The organism is Streptomyces sp. NPDC058751 (assembly GCF_042746485.1).
Lineage (GTDB): Bacteria > Actinomycetota > Actinomycetes > Streptomycetales > Streptomycetaceae > Streptomyces.
This window is the reverse complement of record NZ_JBHYPZ010000007.1, coordinates 163,991-182,224: the sequence shown is the minus strand read 5'-3', so window position 1 is coordinate 182,224 and position 18,234 is coordinate 163,991. Positions and strand designations below refer to the sequence as shown.

Here is an 18,234-nt window from a genome sequence, read left to right as displayed (position 1 = left end):
GACACACGGATGTCTCACACGGATGCCCCACACGGACGCCTCACCACGGACGCCTCACCACGGACCCCTCACACCCCGAGGGCCGCCAGCCGCTCCTCCGCCCGCTCCGGGGCGTACAGGTGCTCCACGACCAGCGCGCCCGCGCCCACGAGCCCGGCCCGCTCGCCGAGACGGGAGGTCACCACGTCCAGGTGGGCGGTGGAACGGGGCAGCGCCCTCTGGTACAGCAGCTCGCGGACGCCCGTGAGGAAGGGGGTCCCGGCCAGATCCCCGGCGATCATCAGCACGCCCGGGTTGAGCAGGGTCACCACGGTGGCCAGGACGTCCCCGACCCGCCGGCCCGCCTCCCGCGCGAGCGCCGTCGCCTCGGGGTGCCCGGCCGCCAGCAGCTCGCGCACGTCCGAGCCGGACGCGGCCGGGACCCCCGACTCCGCGAGCCTGCGGGCCACCGCGCCGCCACTGGCGACGGCCGCCAGACAGCCGTACGAGCCGCACCGGCACAGCGCGTCGGCGCCCACCCGGATGTGCCCGATGTCCCCGGCGCCGCCGTCGACACCCCGGTAGACGCTGCCGCCGACGACCATCCCCGCGCCGATACCGGTGGAGACCTTGACCAGGGCGAACGCCGAACAGTCCGGATAGCCGGCGCGCCGCTCCCCGTACGCCATGAGGTTGGCGTCGTTGTCGACGAGGACGGGGACGCGGGCGGCGCCCGCGCCCGCGTGCTCGGCGAAGGCCCGGCCCAGCCGGCCCCGTATGTCGTAGCCGTCCCAGCCCGGCATGATCGGCGGCTGGACCACGCGGCCGGTCTCGCTGTCGACGGGACCCGGCACCGCGAGCCCGATGCCGCAGACGGCGTCGGCGCTCCGGCCGGACTTCACGACCAGTTCGGCGAACCAGCGCCCGAGCTCCCCGAGGACCGCCTCCGGGCCGTCGTCGATCACCAGCGGGCCCGCGTGCTCGGCGAGGATCTCGCCCGTCAGGGTGAGGACGGCGGCGCGGGCGTGGCGGGTGTCGAGGTCGGCGGCGAGGACGACGGCGTGCTCGTCGTCGAACTCCAGGGTGATGGAGGGGCGTCCGCCGAGCGGCGAGTCGACGGGACCGCCCGCGCCCTCGCGCAGCCAGCCCGCGCGGAACAGCCGGTCCAGACGCTGGCCGACCGTGGCGCGCGACAGACCGGTGGCCCGCTGGAGCGCTCCGCGCGTGGTGGCCCGGCCGCTGCGCACCAGTTCGAGCAGTTCTCCCGCGCTTGCCTGGTTCCCGGTCTTCACGGTCACTCCCCGCCTTTCCGTCATGCGCACCCTCTTGCGTTCCCCAACTCTGCATTACATATTGAGTTTTGCGTGTTAAATAGACGTAACCCTACGGCAGATAGTGCCGAACCGGCCGGCCGGACGTCTTCGGGGAGACCTGAGTGGACAGCACGACCCAGCTCACCACCCTGCACAGGGGACCCGTCGGCCCCGTGCGCACCTGCGGCACTCCGGCGCACGCCTCCGGGCCGCCCTCGCCGCCCCGCCCGGACGGGACCGTCCGGAGCGGACCACTCGTATACGAACCCGGCGAACCGTCAGGATCGCTGCACCTCAGGGCCTCCCGGGTCCTCGACGACAACTGGACCGGCACGTCCACGGTGCCCTCGCGCGGTCTGTACCCGCACCAGTGGTCCTGGGACTCCGCGTTCATCGCGATCGGCCTGCGCCACGTCTCCCCGCTGCGGGCGCAGACGGAGCTGGAGACCCTCTTCGGCGCGCAGTGGGCCGACGGGCGCGTTCCGCACATCGTGTTCAACCCCTCCGTCCCCCTCGACGCGTACTTCCCGAGCCCCGACTTCTGGCGCTCCTCCACCGCCGGACGCGCCGCGGGTGCCCCGCGCACGGTACAGACGTCGGGAATCGTGCAGCCACCGGTGCACGCGCTCGCGGTGTGGCTGGTGCACCGGGCGGACCCGGGGCTGTCCAGGGCCCGCTCGTTCCTCTCCCGGATGTATCCCCGTCTGGCGGCCTGGCACCGCTATCTCCTGCACCGCCGGGACCTGGGCGGCGGAGGCCTGGCCAGTGTGGTCCACCCCTGGGAGCAGGGCATGGACAACAGTCCCTGCTGGGACGCCCCGCTCGGCCGGGTCGCCCCGGCGCCGGCCCGCTCCTTCCGGCGCGCCGACCTCGACCACGGCGCCCCCGAGGACCGGCCGACGGACCTCGACTACGGGAGGTACGTGCGGCTGGCCGCGGACTACCGGGACCGGGGGTACGCCGACGGGGGCGGCGAGTTCGCCGTCGAGGACCCGCTGTTCAACGCCCTGCTGATCGCCTCGGAACACGCGCTGGCCCAGATCGCGCGGGAGCTGGGGGCGACGGGAACGGCCCGCCACGCGCGCGCGGAGCGGCTGACGGCGGCGCTGGTGGAGCGGCTGTGGGACCCGGCGGAGGGCATGTTCCTCTGCCGCGACGAGCGGGGCGGCGGGGCCGGAGGAAGCGGGAACGGCGGGCGGCGGGGTGCGCTGATCCGCGAGCGCAGTGTCGCCGGGCTGCTGCCGCTCGTCCTGCCCGCGCTGCCGCGCGACATCGCCGCCGCGCTCGTACGGACCGCGTGCGGGCCGCGCTTCGGCCTGGGCGGGGCGGCCCGGCTCGTGCCGAGCTACGACCTGACCGGCGAGGCGTTCGATCCGCACCGCTACTGGCGGGGGCCCGCCTGGTTCAACACCAACTGGCTGCTGGAGCGCGGGCTGCGGCTGCACGGGGAGCACGGACGGGCGGACGCGCTGCGGGCCGCCCTGCTGGACACCGCCGGGAGGTCCGGGTTCGCGGAGTACGTGGACCCCTTCACCGGCGAGGCCTGCGGAGCGCTCGGTTTCAGCTGGACGGCGGCGCTGACGCTCGACCTGCTGCACGAGCCCTCCGGGGCGGCACCGATCGTGTCCCCGCAGGGGCGCGATGCGTTGACCGACACGGCACCCGGCGCCGACGCCGGCACCGGCGGTGCGGGACAGCGCGCATTCGAGTTCGGAACGGACGCCAAGGGAGGGGACCGGGGATGACGGACCGGCATCATCTGCTCGTGCACGGTGGGACGTTCGCCGCCGTGGGCGACGGCGGGGACATCAGCGGGGTGCGGGGCAACAGCTCTCCGGACGGGCTGTTCGTACGGGACGCCCGGCACCTCAGCCGCTGGCAGCTCACGGTGGACGGCGCGGTGCCCGAGGCACTGACACCCGTCGCGGCCGGCGACACGGCGCGCTGCGTCCTGGTGCCGCGCGGCGGCCGCAACGAACCGCCCGCCTACACGCTCTTCCGCGAACAGGCCGTCGCCGAGGGCTCGTTCGTGGAGGCGCTGCGCGTCACCAGCAACCGTCCGACGGCCACCACGGTCCGGATCGCGGTCACCGCGGACGCCGACTTCACCGACCAGTTCGAACTGCGCTCCGACCACCGCACGTACGCCAAGACGGGTGTCGTCCGCCAGCGGCAGGTCCTGGACGACGGGGTGGAGTTCAGCTACCGGCGCGGGGAGTGGCGGTCCCGTACGACGGTCACCTCCGAGCCCGCGCCGGACGGGGTGGAGGAGACGGGCACGGGCGCGCGGCGGCTCGTGTGGACCCTCGACCTCGAACCGCACGGCTCGGCGGAGCTGGCGCTGCGCGTCGCGGCGCGTCCGCACGGCTCCGCGCACGAGCCGCGCGTTCCCGCCTCGCCCGCCGCGGCCGGTGAGCGGCTCCTCGCCCTGGAGGACGAGTTCGCGCAGGACGTGCCGTTCCCGACCGGCTGGCCGGAGCTGGCCGCGGCCTGTGCGCGCGGCCTGGCCGATCTGGCCGTCCTCCAGGTGCCGGCGACGGGCCTGGACGGCGAGGAGCTGCGGGTGCCCGCGGCCGGAGTCCCCTGGTTCCTCACCCTGCTGGGCCGCGACGCCCTGATCACCTCGCTCTTCGCGCTGCCCTACCGGCCGCAGCTCGCCGCCGCCACGCTCCCCGCGCTGGCCGCCACGCAGGCGGTCGAGGTGGGGGCGGGCGCGGTCGCCCAGCCCGGCAAGATCGTGCACGAGGTGCGGCACGGCGAGCTGGCGCACTTCGGGCAGGTGCCGTACGGGCGTTACTACGGTTCGGTGGACGCGACGCCGCTCTTCCTGGTGCTGCTCGGCGCCTACACCGAGCAGACCGGGGACGTGGCCCTGGCCCGTCGGCTGGAGCCCAACGCGCGTGCGGCGATCGGCTGGATGCTGGACCACGGCGGGCTGACCTCGCGCGGCTACCTCGTCTACCGCGCGGACGGCGGCGGTCTCGCGAACCAGAACTGGAAGGACTCCCCGGGCGCCATCTGTTCGGCCGACGGCAGCCGCCCCACCGGCCCGGTGATGGCGGCGGGCGCGCAGGGATACGCGTACGACGCGCTGCGCCGCACCGCGCACCTGGCCCGCACGGTCTGGGAGGACGAGGTCTACGCGGCGCTCCTGGAGCAGGCCGCGGCCGACCTGCGCGACCGTTTCCAGCGGGACTTCTGGATGGGCGAACACGCCTTCCCCGCCCTGGCACTGGACGGTGACGGCCGGCACGTCGACGCGCTCGCCTCGGACGCGGGTCATCTGCTGTGGTCCGGGCTGCTGGACAAGGAGTACGGCGAACTGGTCGGCCGGCGGCTCCTCGAACCGGACTTCTTCTCCGGCTGGGGTGTGCGCACGCTCGCCGCGGGCCAGCCCGCGTACCACCCGATGTCGTACCACCGCGGTTCCGTCTGGCCGCACGACAACGCCCTGATCACCCTGGGGCTGGCGCGGTACGGACTGCACGACGAGGCCCGTACGGTGGCGCACGCGCTGGTGGACGCGGCCACGGCCGCGGGGCACCGCCTCCCCGAGGTCATCGCGGGGTACGGCCGTGACACCCATGCCCAGCCGGTGCCCTACCCGCACGCGTGCGTACGGGAGTCCCGTTCGGCGGCGGCCCCGCTGGCCCTGCTCGCGGCGGTGGGCGGGGCGTAGGACCACCCCGGAACCGGGCGGCGTGGGGGCGGCGCCCGGGTCGTCCGGCGCGCGCGTGGGCGGCGCGCGTGCCGGACGGCCGGCGGGTCGCCCGCAGGAGGTGGTCCGGGGCGCCCTCAGGTTCAGGCGGTGCCCGGGTCAGCCGCCGGAGGTGTCCAGTTCGGCGTCCTCGGACACGCCCGCGCAGTCGTAGGGGTCCTTCAGCCAGCCGTCCGGCAGCACGACCCGGTTGTTGCCGGAGGTGCGGCCGCGCGGCCCGTCGGCGCCCGTCGGCCAGGGCTGGTCCTGGTCCAGCTCGGCCAGCCCGTCGGAGAGTTCGGCGAGCGAGGAGGTGATCGCGAGCCGCTTGCGCATCTCGGAGCCGACCGAGAAGCCCTTGAGGTACCAGGCGACGTGCTTGCGGAAGTCGATGACGCCCCGCGTCTCGTCGCCGATCCACTCGCCGAGGAGCGTGGCGTGGCGGACCATGACGGCCGCGACCTCGCGCAGCGTCGGCCGCGCGTAGTCCTCGGGGCGGCCCTCGAAGGCGGCCACCAGGTCGCCGAACAGCCACGGCCGGCCGAGGCAGCCGCGCCCGACGACGACGCCGTCGCACCCGGTCTCGCGCACCATCCTGAGCGCGTCGTCCGCCGACCAGATGTCGCCGTTGCCGAGGACGGGGATCTCCGGCACGTGCTCCTTGAGCCGGGCGATGGCGTCCCAGTCGGCGGTGCCGCCGTAGTGCTGGGCGGCGGTGCGGCCGTGCAGCGCGATGGCCGTCACGCCCTCCTCGACCGCGATCCGTCCCGCGTCCAGGTAGGTGATGTGGTCGTCGTCGATGCCCTTGCGCATCTTCATGGTGACGGGGAGGTCCCCGGCGCCGCTGACGGCCTCGTTCAGGATCGCCCGCAGCAGGTTGCGCTTGTACGGGAGGGCGGAGCCGCCTCCCTTGCGGGTGACCTTGGGGACCGGGCAGCCGAAGTTGAGGTCGATGTGGTCGGCGAGGCCCTCTTCCGCGATCATGCGGACGGCCTTGCCGACGGTGGCCGGGTCGACCCCGTAGAGCTGGATCGAGCGCGGCTTCTCGGTCGCGTCGAAGTGGATGAGCTGCATGGTCTTCTCGTTGCGCTCGACCAGCGCCCGCGTGGTGATCATCTCGCTGACGAACAGGCCCTTGCCCCCGCTGAACTCCCGGCACAGCGTGCGGAACGGCGCGTTCGTGATCCCGGCCATGGGGGCCAGGACGACGGGCGGCCGCGCCGTGTGGGGGCCGATCGAGAGCGAGGTGTTCACGGTGGACGTGGGCGTGGGCATTCCCCCATTGTGGCGCACGGGGCCGGATGCTCGCGCGAAAGATCATGTAGCGGTCATTAGTTAGACACACTATTGAAAGCGACGTACGCTGGCGGCATGACTGAGCTCGGCCCCCGCCGCCGGATGCTGGTGCTCGCGATCTGCTGCATGAGCCTGCTGATCGTGAGCCTCGACGTCACGATCCTGAACGTCGCCCTGCCCTCGATGCAGCAGGACCTGCACGCGAGCGTCGCGGGCATGCAGTGGACCCTCGACGCGTACACCCTGGTGCTGGCCTCCCTGCTGATGCTCGCGGGCTCCACCGCCGACCGCGTCGGACGGCGCAGGGTGTTCATGACGGGCCTGGTCCTGTTCACCGTCGGCTCGGTGCTCTGCTCCCTCGCCCCGGACCTCGACACCCTCGTCGTCTTCCGGATGGTCCAGGCCGTCGGCGGCTCGATGCTGAACCCGGTGGCGATGTCGATCATCACCAACACCTTCACGGACCCGCGCGAGCGGGCCCGGGCGATCGGCGTCTGGGGTGCCGTGGTCGGCATCTCCATGGCCGCCGGACCGCTGGTGGGCGGACTGCTCGTCGACACCGTGGGCTGGCGGTCCATCTTCTGGATCAACCTCCCCGTCGGCCTCGCCGCGCTCCTGCTGACCCTGCGCTTCGTCCCCGAGTCCCGCGCCCCGAAGGCCCGCCGCCCCGACCCGGTCGGCCAGCTCCTCGTCATCGCCCTGCTCGGCTCCCTGACGTACGCGATCATCGAGGCGCCCACCTCGGGGCTCGCCCACACCCTGTCCTTCGGCGCGATCGCCCTCGCCGCGCTGCTCGGCCTGCTGTGGTACGAGCCCCGGCGCGACGAACCCCTCATCGACCTGCGCTTCTTCCGCTCGGTGCCGTTCAGCATGGCCACCGTCATCGCGGTGAGCGCGTTCGCCGCCCTCAGCGGTTTCCTGTTCCTGTCGACGCTGTACCTGCAGAACGTGCGGGGTCTGGACGCCCTGCACGCGGGGCTGTGGATGCTGCCCATGGCGGCCATGTGCTTCGTCTGCGCGCCCGTGTCGGGACGCCTGGTCGCCAATCACGGTCCCCGGCCGTCGCTGCTGATCGCCGGTGCCACGATCACCGTGAGCGGTGCGCTGTTCGCGGCGTTCGAGGCGGAGACGTCGAACGTCACGCTCGTGATCGGCTACGTCTTCTTCGGCATCGGCTTCGGCTTCGTGAACGCGCCCCTCACCAACACCGCCGTCTCCGGCATGCCCCGCGCGCAGGCGGGCGTCGCCGCCGCCGTCGCCTCCACCAGCCGGCAGACCGGCGGCACCCTCGGGGTCGCCGTCATCGGCGCGGTCCTCGCCTCCGGCATCCACGCCTCCGCCTACCGGGACGCCTTCGTCGCGGCCTCCCGCCCCGGCTGGTGGATCATCACCGTCTGCGGTGCCGCCGTCCTCGTCCTCGGCTGGCTCGGCAGCGGCCGCCGGGCCCGGGCGTCGGCGGAGCGCACGGCCCGTCTGCTGGAGTCCCCGGAGATCCGGGAGGCGGCGGGCGTACGCGCCCAGGACGCCTCCGCCGCCTGAGGGAACGGCGGCGGGACCGGCCTCACCCTTGTTCCCGGCCCCCGGCCTCCGCCTCGGCCTCGGCCTCCAGGGCGATGGCGTGCAGCCTCTCCAGCCGGGCGCGGCTCTCCTCGTCGTGGGGCGCGTACGTCACCATGCGGGCGCCCAGCTCGGGGGCGAGCCACAGGTCGGTGTGGTCGACGGTGACGAGACCGACGTACGGGTTCACGAACTGCTTGGTCTTGCCCCGGGCGGCGGCCACCTCGTAGCGGTCCCAGTTCTCGCGGAACTCGGCCGACTCGGCCCGCAGCCGTTTCAGCAGCGTCTTCCAGGCGGGCTCCCCGAGGTGCCCGGCCATCGACGCGCGCAGCCTCGCGGCCATCAGCCGCATGGTCTCGTCGAGCAGGACGATGGACTCGCGCCACTCCGGGTGGGTGTAGGCGAGGAGCACGCAGTTGCGGTCGGCGGGCGGGACCGTGCCGAGGTCGCGCATCATCAGCCGGGCGTAGGTGCGGTTGTACGCCAGGATGTCGTACCGGCTGTTCTGGATGCAGGCCGGAACCGGCTCCAACTGGGTCAGGATCTGGCGCAGCGCCGGGGGGATCACCGCGCACCGCGCGGCGGGCGTGGGGTCGACCGCTCCGGCGAGCTGGAAGAGGTGGGCCCGCTCACTGGCGTCGAGCAGCAGGGTGCGGGCCAGCGCGTCGAGGACCTGTTCGGAGACCTGGATGTCACGCGCCTGCTCCAACCACGTGTACCACGTGACCCCCACGGCGGAGAGCTGCGCGACCTCCTCGCGGCGCAGACCCGGCGTGCGGCGCCGACGGCCTCGGGGAAGCCCGACCTGCTCGGGCGCGATGCGTTCACGGCGGCTGCGCAGGAAGGCGGCCAGCTCGTGCCGCCGGATCTCACCCGCCCGGGACTCCCCCCGTTCCGGGGCCGGGGGCGTCTCCCACGACGCCGGGGCGAGGGGTGTCTCCCGTGGCCCCGGGGCGAGGGGTGTCTCCCGTGTCATCGTCGTCATGCCTCCAGCCTGTCGTCCGCCTCAGCCTGTTTCCAGGTAGTGCTTGTACCAGGATAAGAAGACTCTGGTACCAGTCTCGGGCCGGGAGAATCCTTGAGGGCGTGACCGAAACCGGAACCCTCACGACCACCGTCCGCGCCCCCGCCGCGCCACCCTCCCTCGGCGGCCTCGGACTCTTCACGGTGCTGCTCGGCGCGGCACTGCCCCTGATCGACTTCTTCATCGTCAACGTGGCCCTTCCGACCATCGGGCAGGACCTGCACGCGAGCGAGTCCGTCCTCGAACTCGTCGTCGCCGGCTACGGGGTCGCGTACGCCGTCCTGCTCGTCCTCGGCGGACGCCTCGGCGACCTGTTCGGGCGCCGGCGGCTCTTCCTCGGCGGCATGGCGGCCTTCGGCCTGACCTCGCTCGCCTGCGGCCTCGCGCCCACCGCGTGGACCCTGGTGGCGGCGCGGGTCGCCCAGGGCGCGGCCTCCGCGGCGATGCTGCCGCAGGTCCTCGCCACCATCCAGTCGGCGACCTCCGGGTCCCGCCGCGCCAGGGCGATGGGCCTGTACGGCGCCACGGCCGGGCTGTCCATGGTGGCCGGGCAGGTCCTCGGCGGCCTGCTGGTCGCGGCCGACATCGCGGGCACCGGCTGGCGCTCGGTGTTCCTCGTGAACGTGCCCGTCGTCGTCCTCGGCCTGTTCCTGGCCCGCCGGGTCGTCCCCGAGACCCGCTCGCAGCGCCCGGAGCCCGTCGACGCCCCCGGCACGGTCCTGCTCGCCGTCGCCCTGCTGGCCCTGCTCGCCCCGCTCACCGAGGGCCGGGCGGCGGGCTGGCCCCTGTGGACCTGGGTGTCGCTCGCCCTGTTCCCGCTCGCGGCCACCGCCTTCTACCTGGTCGAACGCCGCGCGGACCGCGCCGGCCGCACCCCTCTGGTCCCGCCGAGCCTGTTCGAACTGGCCTCGCTGCGCCGGGGCCTGATCATGATCGTGCCGTTCTCCATCGGCTTCAGCGGCTTCATGTTCGTGATCGCGGTGGCGCTCCAGCGCGGCGCGGGCCTCGGCCCCGTCCCGGCGGGGCTGGCCCTCGCGCCCATGGCGGTGGTCTTCTTCGTCACCTCGCTGTGCGGGCCCCGGCTGATCGCCCGCTTCGGGACGCGGGTGGTCACCGCGGGCGGACTGGTCCAGGCGGTGGGCCTGGCCCTGATCACGCTGGCCGCCTGGCGCTCCTGGCCGGACCTCGGGGTGGTGGAACTGCTGCCCGGAGCGGCCGTCGCCGGCGCGGGCCAGGCGCTCCAGCTCCCCGTCCTCATCCGGATCGTCCTCTCCGAGGTGCCGCCCGCCCGGGCCGGTGTGGGCAGCGGCGTGATGGCCACCACCCAGCAGGCGGCGCTCGCCGTCGGGGTGGCCACCCTCGGCACCCTGTTCCTGTCCCTCGCCTCGTCCCACGGCATGCGGGACGCCCTGGTGACGACCCTCCTGGTCCAGTTGGCCGGCGTGGCCCTGACCACCGCGCTGAGCCTGCGGCTGCCGCGCACGGTCCGCTGAGGCCACGGGCCTCGGGCCTTCACCCGTGCTCACCGGCGGCCCCGTCCCGAGCCGGGCTGGGCCCAGCCGGACCGGCCCGCGCCGGACCGGCCCGCGCCGGTGCTCACCGGTGAGCGCCGATCCGCCCCCGGCCGGTCCCACCGGGCTCGCACCGGGTCGGGGCCGGTCCCCCGGGCCCCGCCGGACTCGTCCGCGCCGGTGCCGGCCGATGGTCACCGGCATATGCCCTGGCCATGAGCCTGCCGCCTTCCCCCCAGGGGCTGTTGACACCAGTGGTGCGTCATGTCGTACTGAGTCGAACCGAAGTCGAACGGAGCGTGCCCGGCGATGGCCCGGCGCGTCCCGTCCGGCCGACCCGCGATCCACGACCCGCGATCCGAGGAGACTCCGTGGCCGAGATCAAGATCCGCGCGCTGGACCGGGGAGAGATCCGGGACGACAGCGGTTCCGGACACTGAGCTATCCCACACCCGCCGACGTCACCCGCACCGCCGAGGCCCTGACCGCCCGGTATCCCGGCCTGTGCCGGCTGAGCACGATCGGCCACTCCCGGCGCGGCCTCCCGCTGCGGATGCTGAGCGTCGGGAAGGGGTCACGGCACGCCCTCGTGGTCGCGGGCGCCCACCCCAACGAATACGTCGGCGGGGGCACCCTCGTGGCGCTGGCCCACCGGGCACTGGGCGGCGAACGGCCCGGCACCGTATGGCACCTGGTGCTGTGCCTCGACCCGGACGGAGCGAGCCTCAACGACGGCGGGCACCGGGCCGACACCCTCTTCGGCCACTACCGGTCCTTCTTCCGCCCCACCGCCGACGAACAGCCCGAATGGGCGCCCGCCCTTCCCCGCCCGCGGTTCCTGCCGGAGAGCCGCGCACTGCTCGACGTCATCCACCGGCTTCGGCCCTACATCCAGATCTCCCTGCACGGCACGGACATCGGCGGCACCTTCGCCCAGCTCACCCGGGACGTCCCCGGCCTCGACCGGACCCTCGCCGCCTCCGCCGAACGGCTCGGCATCCCGGTCGAGAGGGCCCCGCTGGACGCCCTGCACTGGCCCACGAGCGCGCCCGGCGTCTTCGTCCTGCCGCCGCCCGGAGCGCCCGAACGCCCCACCGCCTTCCCGGAGAACGCCCACCGCTCCACCTGGCTCGCCCCGCACGCCCACGGCGGCGTCACCGCGGTCCTGGAAGTGCCGGTCTGGGCCGCCGCCGGGTTCGCCGACCTCGCGCCCCACCCCGCTCCCGAACAACGGCTGCGGCACTGGGCGGAACGGCTGCGGGAGTACACCCGCACGGTCCGCGGCCACTACGAACGGGCCCGCCCCCACCTCCCGGCCCCCGGCCCCGACCCCGGCTTCAGCATGCGCAGGGCGGTGGCCGAAACCCTGCGCGTGTGCGGGCCGTTGGCCGACGGCTGGGACCCCGCGCACCCCTCGTTCACCCCGCTCCCCGGTCTCACCCGCGCCCGCACGGCCAGCATCGAGGGCTTCGCCCGGCGGACCCCGCTACGGGCGGCCGCCATGCTGCTGCGCCTCCTGGAGGAGTACGCGCCCGCCCCGGGGACCGCGTCCCAGCGCGCCGAGCTGGAAGCCCTCGTGGCGCGCTGGTGCGCCGCGTACTCGGCGAGTTTCACGGCGACCTGGGTACCGGTGGACCGGCAGATAGAACACCAGGTCAACGTCACCACGGCCGCCGTCGAGGCCGCCGAGGGCCACCTCGCCCCGTCCTGACGGCGACCGCACCCGTGCCGCACGCGCCGAACTCACCGCCGAAGAAGCCCCGTTGATCTTCGCCATGCTGCACACTCCTTGCTGCACGCCCCTTGCTGCGCCGCACACTCCTCGCTGCGCGGACGAAGCGGGAGAACCAGGAGGTGTCATGGTTCAGCTCAACACGAGCAAGGTGAGCCGCCGGGACCGGCACGGCCGCGAGCACACCGTCCACGTGCGACGGGCGGGGGTCCAGCGCACCGTCCACTGCGAGACGTGCGGCTGGCGCATGAGCACCCAGTTCCTCCCCTGGCTGAAGGCGGAGGAGCACCTGGCCGAGGAGCACCAGGCGACGGTCGACCCGAAGGAGTCCTGAAGTACTTGGCCCTATCGGGGACTTAGGGGTCGCGTGCGAAGAACGGGCCCCGGAAAACCGTTCGCCGGATCCCGCCCGCCGGAACCAGACTGAGGGCTTTGCCGCGAACGAGAAGAGACGAGCCCGGCGCTGACGTACAACCGAGACACCCTGCCCTTCCCCGACAACCTCGTGCCCCGCGTCTCCTTCGAGGCCACGCTGGACTGGAACAGCCTCGATCCGGCCCGGCACCCCTTCGTCTGGGACGAGGAGGAGGAGACCCGGCTCCTGGCGCTGATCCGCCCGTGGGTGCCACCCGTGCTCTCCAGGTCGGCGGGCTGGTGGCAGTGCGAGCGGTGGTGCGAGAACCAGGTGGACGCCGTCATCCGGGAGCGCTACGGCAGTTGGGCCTTCGCGTGGCGGTGGGACCTCGGGTTCGGCGGGCACGTCGACTGCTGGGGCGGCCACTACGCCGTCACGACGCCCGACGAGACGGCGGCCCGCGCGTCGGCCGCGCTGCTGAACTGGCGGAAGGCGCTGGAATGGCTCGCCGGACGCTTCGCGGAACTGGCGCCGCCGCCGGACGCCTCCCCCGAGGACCGGAGCTGGCACCTGGAACGGGCCTGCGTACGGCTGGTGACCGTGGCGGTGGACTCGGGCACGGACTCCTGGCCCGGGCAGTCAGGCCGGCTCCTGCGCTGGTTCCTCACCAGCACCGGGATGGACCAGGAGGAGGCCGGACGGCTGGTGGAGGCCGCGATCGGCGGCCGGTTCGAGAGCTGGGTGACCCCCACGCCCTCGCTGATCGACTCGGTCGGGGAGCACATCGCCGTCGAGCTCACCGGCCACCTCCCCTACCGGGACCACCGTGAGCGGGCCGATCTGGAGGACTTCCATGACAACCGCCGCTGACAGCCTCGCGGTCTGGCTGCGGGTGCGCCGCGAGGCCGACTGGCAGGGGGCTCCGGCCCTGCGGCGGGGACCGTCCGGGCGCGACGGTTTCCGGGCCTGGTGCGCGGGACCGGTCCACCGGCGCGACCCCGTCCGCGCCGAGCGCCTGCTGCGCGCCCACGACCGGGCCCTCGCCGACGCCGGGCGGCGCGCTCCCCTGGACTTCGCCCTGCTGGCCGGCTGGCAGCGCGAGGTCCTCGGGGTGCCGGACGCGCCGTTCCGCACGGGGGACGCCCACGCGAAGGGCGGACGCGAGCGCTACGGCCTGACCGCGCGGACCCGGGACGACTTCGCCACCTGTCTGCGCGAGGCGGCCGACCCGGACGTGCCGCTCGCGGGCCGTGCGGCGCGCGCGTATCTCGACGTGGCGTTCTTCCATCCCTTCGCCGACGGCAACGCCCGTGCGGCCCTGCTGACCCTCGTGCACGTCCTGGCCCGCGAGGGCGTCGTGCTCCCGGAGGTCGGCCCGCTCCAGACGACGCGCTACGCCGACGATCCCGAGGGCGCCGCCGACCTGGCCGTCCTCGTCGGCGTGCTCGACCGCCGGCACCACGGCCCGGAGCGGCGCGAAGCCCCCGGCTCCCTGTTCGGGAACCGGGGGCTTCGTGCGCGCGTGGGTCAGCAGCCGACGAGACGGGCGGCCAGGTAGCCCTCGATCTGGTCGAGCGAGACGCGCTCCTGCTTCATCGAGTCGCGCTCGCGCACCGTGACGGCGTTGTCGTCGAGGGTGTCGAAGTCGACGGTGACGCAGAACGGCGTGCCGATCTCGTCCTGACGGCGGTAGCGGCGGCCGATGGCGCCGGCGTCGTCGAACTCGATGTTCCAGTGCTGGCGCAGCGCCGCGGCGAGGCCCTTGGCCTTCGGGGACAGGTCCGCGTTGCGGGACAGCGGCAGGACCGCGGCCTTCACCGGGGCGAGGCGGTGGTCGAGGCGCAGCACCGTGCGCTTCTCCATCTTGCCCTTGGCGTTCGGGGCCTCGTCCTCGACGTAGGCGTCGAGGAGGAAGGCGAGCATGGCGCGGCCGACACCGGCGGCGGGCTCGATGACGTAGGGGGTCCAGCGCTCCTGGGCCTCCTGGTCGTAGTAGACGAGGTCCTGGCCGGAGGCCTTGGAGTGCGCGTTGAGGTCGTAGTCGGTGCGGTTGGCGACGCCCTCCAGCTCACCCCACTCGTTGCCGCCGAACTGGAAGCGGTACTCGATGTCGGCGGTGCGCTTGGAGTAGTGGGAGAGCTTCTCCTTCGGGTGCTCGTACCACCGCATGTTCTCCTCGCGCATGCCGAGGCCGGTGTACCAGTTCCAGCGCTGCTGCATCCAGTACTCCTGCCACTGCTCGTCCTCGCCCGGCTTGACGAAGAACTCCATCTCCATCTGCTCGAACTCGCGGGTGCGGAAGATGAAGTTGCCGGGCGTGATCTCGTTGCGGAAGGACTTGCCCATCTGGGCGATGCCGAACGGCGGCTTCTTGCGCGCGGTGGTGTGCACCTGGGCGAAGTTGGTGAAGATGCCCTGGGCGGTCTCGGGACGCAGGTAGGCGACCGAGCCGCTGTCCTGGGTCGGGCCGAGGTGGGTGGAGAGCAGGCCCGAGAACTGCTTGGGCTCGGTGAAGGTGCCCTTGTTGCCGCAGTGCGGGCAGTTCAGGTCGGCCAGGCCGTTCTCCGGCAGGCGGCCGTGCTTGGCCTCGTAGGCCTCTTCCAGGTGGTCGGCGCGGAAGCGCTTGTGGCACGAGGTGCACTCGGTCAGCGGGTCCGTGAACGTGGCGACGTGACCGGAGGCGACCCACACCTCGGGGGCCAGGATCACGGACGAGTCGAGGCCGACCACGTCCTCGCGCGACGTGACCATGTAGCGCCACCACTGGCGCTTCAGGTTCTCCTTGAGTTCGACGCCGAGGGGACCGTAGTCCCAGGCGGCGCGCTGTCCGCCGTAGATCTCACTACAGGGGAAAACGAAGCCACGGCGCTTGCTCAGGCTGACGATGGTCTCGATCTTGTCGGCGGCCACGGTGCTCTCTTCATTACGAACGGACGGCAGCGAATGATTCAGGTTACCGGCGCCAGCCGCCCCTGTATCAAATCGGTTCGCGCAGTGGACTGCTTTCTGCCGGTTGGATCCGCTTGATGCCTGTTGCCGGAGGAGGCACGGGCGCCCGCACGAGGGCTTGTTGACAATCGTTTCCAAGTTTGTTGAAAATGACTGTCATGAACGTACGACGACGCCTCATACCGGGGGCCGCTGCCGTGGCGGCCACCGCCCTCGGCCTCGGCGCTCTCACGGCCTGCTCGGGTTCCGCCTCGGCCGACGCCCGGAACGACGGCAGACTCGACGTGGTGGCCTCGTTCTACCCGCTCCAGTACCTCGTCGAGGAGATCGGCGGGTCGCACGTGAGCGTCACGAACCTGACCCGTCCCGGCCAGGAACCGCACGACCTGGAGATCAGCGCCAGCAAGACCGCGCGGCTCCAGGAGGCCGACGCGGTGTTCTACATCAAGCACCTCCAGCCGGCCGTCGACGACGCGATCGCCCAGTCCGGGGTCGGGACCAAGGTCGACGCGGCCTCGCTGACGACGCTGGAGAAGCACGACGACGAGGTCGGCGGGCACGACCACGGCGACGACCACGACCACGACCACGGCGCCACCGACCCGCACGTCTGGCTCGACCCGGTGCGCTTCCGCCAGGTGGCCGAGGGCGTGTCGGCCGCTCTGAAGAAGGCCGACCCGAAGCACGCCGCGGACTACGACAAGAACATGGCGGCGCTGGGGAAGAAGTTCACCGCGCTGGACGAGGACTTCCGCGAGGGCCTCGCGAACACGAGGACCAGGACCTTCATCACCACCCACGCCGCGTTCGGCTACCTCGCCGAGCGCTACGGGCTGATCGAGGAGGCCGTGAACGGCATCGACCCCGAGTCGGAGCCCAGCGTGAACCGGGTGCGGGCCCTGGAGAACCTGGCGAAGGCCGACGGCGTCACGACGGTCTTCTACGAGACGCTCGTCAGCGACGAGACCGCCGGCACGATCGCCCGGGACGTGGGGCTGCGGACGGACGTCCTCGACCCCCTCGAAGGCATCACGGAAAAGTCCAGGGGCGACGACTACATGCAGGTCATGCGGTCGAACCTGAAAGCGCTCCAGTCAGCTCTCGGAACGAAGTGATCACTGTGGAGGACGTCGTGAACGAGTCCGTCGTGTCCCTGCGCGGCGTCCGGGCGGAGCTGGGTTCGCGCCCCGTCCTGCGCGGCGTGGACCTGACCGTGCGGCGCGGGGAGGTCGTCGCGCTGCTCGGCGCCAACGGCTCCGGCAAGTCGACCGCCGTGCGGGGCATCATCGGCCAGGTCGCCCCCAGCGCGGGCGAGATCGAGATCTTCGGCGTTCCGCGCCGCCGCTTCCGCGACTGGCACCGGGTGGGCTACGTCCCGCAGCGGACCACGGCCGCGGGCGGCGTGCCGGCGACGGTCACCGAGATCGTCGCCTCGGGGCGGCTCTCCCGTGCCCGCTTCGGCATCCTGCGCAAGGCCGACCACGCGGCCGTGCGACGGGCCCTGGAGCTCGTCGGGATGGCCGACCGCGCCAAGGACTCCGTGAACGCCCTGTCGGGCGGACAGCACCAGCGGGTCCTCATCGCCCGCGCGCTGGCCTCCGAGCCCGAACTGCTGATCATGGACGAGCCGATGGCGGGCGTGGACCTCGCCAGCCAGGAGGTGCTGGCGAAGACCCTGCGCGGCCAGGTCGACCGGGGCGCGTCCGTGCTGCTCGTCCTGCACGAACTGGGGCCCCTGGAGCCGCTGATCGACCGCGCGGTCGTCCTGCGGGACGGCTGCGTCCTGCACGACGGCCCGCCCCCGAGAGCGGTCGGCCAGCACGCCCTGCCCGGCCACGACCACGTACACCCGCACGCGGCTCACGACGCCGAACCGATCCGGACGGGACTCCTGAGCTGATGGACATCCTCGAATACTCCTTCATGCAGCGGGCGCTGCTCGCCGCCGTCCTGGTGGGCGTCATCGCGCCCGCCGTCGGCATCTACCTGGTCCAGCGCCGTCAGGCCCTGATGGGCGACGGCATCGGCCACGTGGCGATGACGGGCGTCGGCCTCGGTTTCCTGCTGTCCACGTCCCCGGTGTGGACGGCGACGGCCGTGTCCGTGCTGGGCGCCGTGCTCATGGAGCTGATCCGCTGGTACGGCAGGACCCGCGGGGACATCGCGCTGGCCATGCTCTTCTACGGGGGCATGGCGGGCGGCGTGATGTTCATCAACCTCGCGCCCGGCGGCTCGAACGCCAACCTGACCTCGTACCTCTTCGGCTCGCTGTCGACGGTGAGCGCGTCCGACGTGACGGCGATCTGCCTGCTGGCCGCCTTCGTCCTGGTGGTCACGCTCGGACTGCGCCGGCAGTTGTTCGCGGTCAGCCAGGACGAGGAGTTCGCCCGGGTGACCGGTCTGCCGGTGCGCGCCCTGAACCTGCTGACGGCGGTCACGGCGGCCGTCACGGTCACCGTCGCGATGCGCGTGGTCGGCCTGCTGCTGGTGAGCGCGCTGATGGTGGTGCCGGTGGCGGCGGCCCAGCAGCTCACCCGGAGTTTCGCGGCGACGTTCGCCGTCGCGGTGGCGATCGGGGTGAGCGTGACGATCGGCGGCACGGTGACGTCGTTCTACCAGGACGTGCCGCCCGGTTCGACGATCGTGCTCCTGACGATCGGCGCGTTCATCGCACTGACCGCGCTGGCGTCGCCGCTGGCCCGGCGCCGGGCCCGTGCGCTGGCCGCGGCGCAGACGGCCGGGGATCCCGCGGAGTGCGCAATTCCGGCCACACGCGGCCCGGAGAGCACCGCCGGCGTCTGAACACGCCCCGCCCGGACTG

Annotated in this window: 15 protein-coding genes; 11 read left to right on the top strand and 4 right to left on the bottom strand. The window is 73.1% G+C overall.

Annotated features, from left to right (window positions below):
• Positions 1-68: 68 nt before the first annotated feature.
• Entirely contained in the window at positions 69-1,295 is a 1,227-nt protein-coding gene (locus ACFW6B_RS09705; protein ID WP_386593845.1) for an ROK family protein, read from the bottom strand.
• Positions 1,296-1,414: 119 nt separating this feature from the next.
• Between ACFW6B_RS09705 and ACFW6B_RS09700 the strand changes: the two genes are divergently transcribed.
• Positions 1,415-3,037: a hypothetical protein gene (locus tag ACFW6B_RS09700; RefSeq protein WP_386593844.1), complete on the top strand. Its 1,623-nt coding sequence runs from the start codon at positions 1,415-1,417 to the stop codon at positions 3,035-3,037.
• The gene (locus tag ACFW6B_RS09695) at positions 3,034-4,971 is read left to right on the top strand and encodes a glycogen debranching N-terminal domain-containing protein (RefSeq protein ID WP_386593842.1); all 1,938 of its coding nucleotides are present in this window, start codon (positions 3,034-3,036) and stop codon (positions 4,969-4,971) included. The genes ACFW6B_RS09700 and ACFW6B_RS09695 overlap by 4 nt, the downstream gene beginning before the upstream one ends.
• A 138-nt stretch (positions 4,972-5,109) precedes the next feature.
• On the opposite strand, the gene dusB is transcribed toward ACFW6B_RS09695, so the two are convergent.
• Positions 5,110-6,264 (bottom strand): tRNA dihydrouridine synthase DusB, encoded by a 1,155-nt coding sequence (gene dusB, locus ACFW6B_RS09690; RefSeq protein ID WP_386593840.1) that lies wholly within the window; start codon positions 6,262-6,264, stop codon positions 5,110-5,112.
• 96 nt (positions 6,265-6,360) lie between these two features.
• Between dusB and ACFW6B_RS09685 the strand changes: the two genes are divergently transcribed.
• Positions 6,361-7,824 carry an MFS transporter gene (locus ACFW6B_RS09685; RefSeq protein ID WP_386593838.1) on the top strand — a complete coding sequence of 488 codons (1,464 nt, stop codon included), beginning with the start codon at positions 6,361-6,363 and terminating at the stop codon, positions 7,822-7,824.
• 22 nt (positions 7,825-7,846) lie between these two features.
• On the opposite strand, the gene ACFW6B_RS09680 is transcribed toward ACFW6B_RS09685, so the two are convergent.
• Positions 7,847-8,827: a helix-turn-helix transcriptional regulator gene (locus ACFW6B_RS09680; protein WP_386593836.1), complete on the bottom strand. Its 981-nt coding sequence runs from the start codon at positions 8,825-8,827 to the stop codon at positions 7,847-7,849.
• Between the two features lie 101 nt (positions 8,828-8,928).
• Here ACFW6B_RS09680 and ACFW6B_RS09675 point away from each other — a divergent pair, with 101 nt between their 5' ends.
• The 5 genes from ACFW6B_RS09675 to ACFW6B_RS09655 all read left to right on the top strand — a co-directional run bounded on the left by ACFW6B_RS09675 (position 8,929) and on the right by ACFW6B_RS09655 (position 14,022).
• Complete coding sequence (locus tag ACFW6B_RS09675) at positions 8,929-10,359, top strand: MFS transporter (protein ID WP_386593834.1); 1,431 nt, start codon at positions 8,929-8,931, stop codon at positions 10,357-10,359.
• A 454-nt stretch (positions 10,360-10,813) separates the two neighbouring features.
• On the top strand, positions 10,814-12,088 hold the full coding sequence (locus tag ACFW6B_RS09670; protein ID WP_386593919.1) for a M14 family zinc carboxypeptidase: 1,275 nt from the start codon (positions 10,814-10,816) through the stop codon (positions 12,086-12,088).
• Between the two features lie 148 nt (positions 12,089-12,236).
• A complete protein-coding gene (locus ACFW6B_RS09665) occupies positions 12,237-12,443 on the top strand; it encodes a hypothetical protein (RefSeq protein ID WP_386593832.1) in 207 nt (68 codons plus the stop codon).
• Between the two features lie 171 nt (positions 12,444-12,614).
• The gene (locus ACFW6B_RS09660; RefSeq protein WP_386593830.1) at positions 12,615-13,334 is read left to right on the top strand and encodes a hypothetical protein; all 720 of its coding nucleotides are present in this window, start codon (positions 12,615-12,617) and stop codon (positions 13,332-13,334) included.
• A complete protein-coding gene (locus tag ACFW6B_RS09655; RefSeq protein ID WP_386593828.1) occupies positions 13,318-14,022 on the top strand; it encodes a Fic family protein in 705 nt (234 codons plus the stop codon). The genes ACFW6B_RS09660 and ACFW6B_RS09655 overlap by 17 nt, the downstream gene beginning before the upstream one ends.
• Here ACFW6B_RS09655 and ACFW6B_RS09650 read toward each other — a convergent pair.
• Positions 13,992-15,374: a glycine--tRNA ligase gene (locus ACFW6B_RS09650; protein ID WP_386593826.1), complete on the bottom strand. Its 1,383-nt coding sequence runs from the start codon at positions 15,372-15,374 to the stop codon at positions 13,992-13,994. The genes ACFW6B_RS09655 and ACFW6B_RS09650 overlap by 31 nt on opposite strands.
• 197 nt (positions 15,375-15,571) lie before the next feature.
• Between ACFW6B_RS09650 and ACFW6B_RS09645 the strand changes: the two genes are divergently transcribed.
• Genes ACFW6B_RS09645 through ACFW6B_RS09635 form a run of 3 tightly spaced genes read left to right on the top strand, consistent with a single transcriptional unit; the run spans position 15,572 to position 18,215 of the window.
• Positions 15,572-16,528 carry a metal ABC transporter substrate-binding protein gene (locus ACFW6B_RS09645; protein WP_386593825.1) on the top strand — a complete coding sequence of 319 codons (957 nt, stop codon included), beginning with the start codon at positions 15,572-15,574 and terminating at the stop codon, positions 16,526-16,528.
• Positions 16,528-17,313: a metal ABC transporter ATP-binding protein gene (locus ACFW6B_RS09640; RefSeq protein ID WP_386593917.1), complete on the top strand. Its 786-nt coding sequence runs from the start codon at positions 16,528-16,530 to the stop codon at positions 17,311-17,313. Before ACFW6B_RS09645 ends, ACFW6B_RS09640 begins: the two co-directional genes overlap by 1 nt.
• Complete coding sequence (locus ACFW6B_RS09635) at positions 17,313-18,215, top strand: metal ABC transporter permease (RefSeq protein WP_386593824.1); 903 nt, start codon at positions 17,313-17,315, stop codon at positions 18,213-18,215. Before ACFW6B_RS09640 ends, ACFW6B_RS09635 begins: the two co-directional genes overlap by 1 nt.
• Positions 18,216-18,234: the final 19 nt, after the last annotated feature.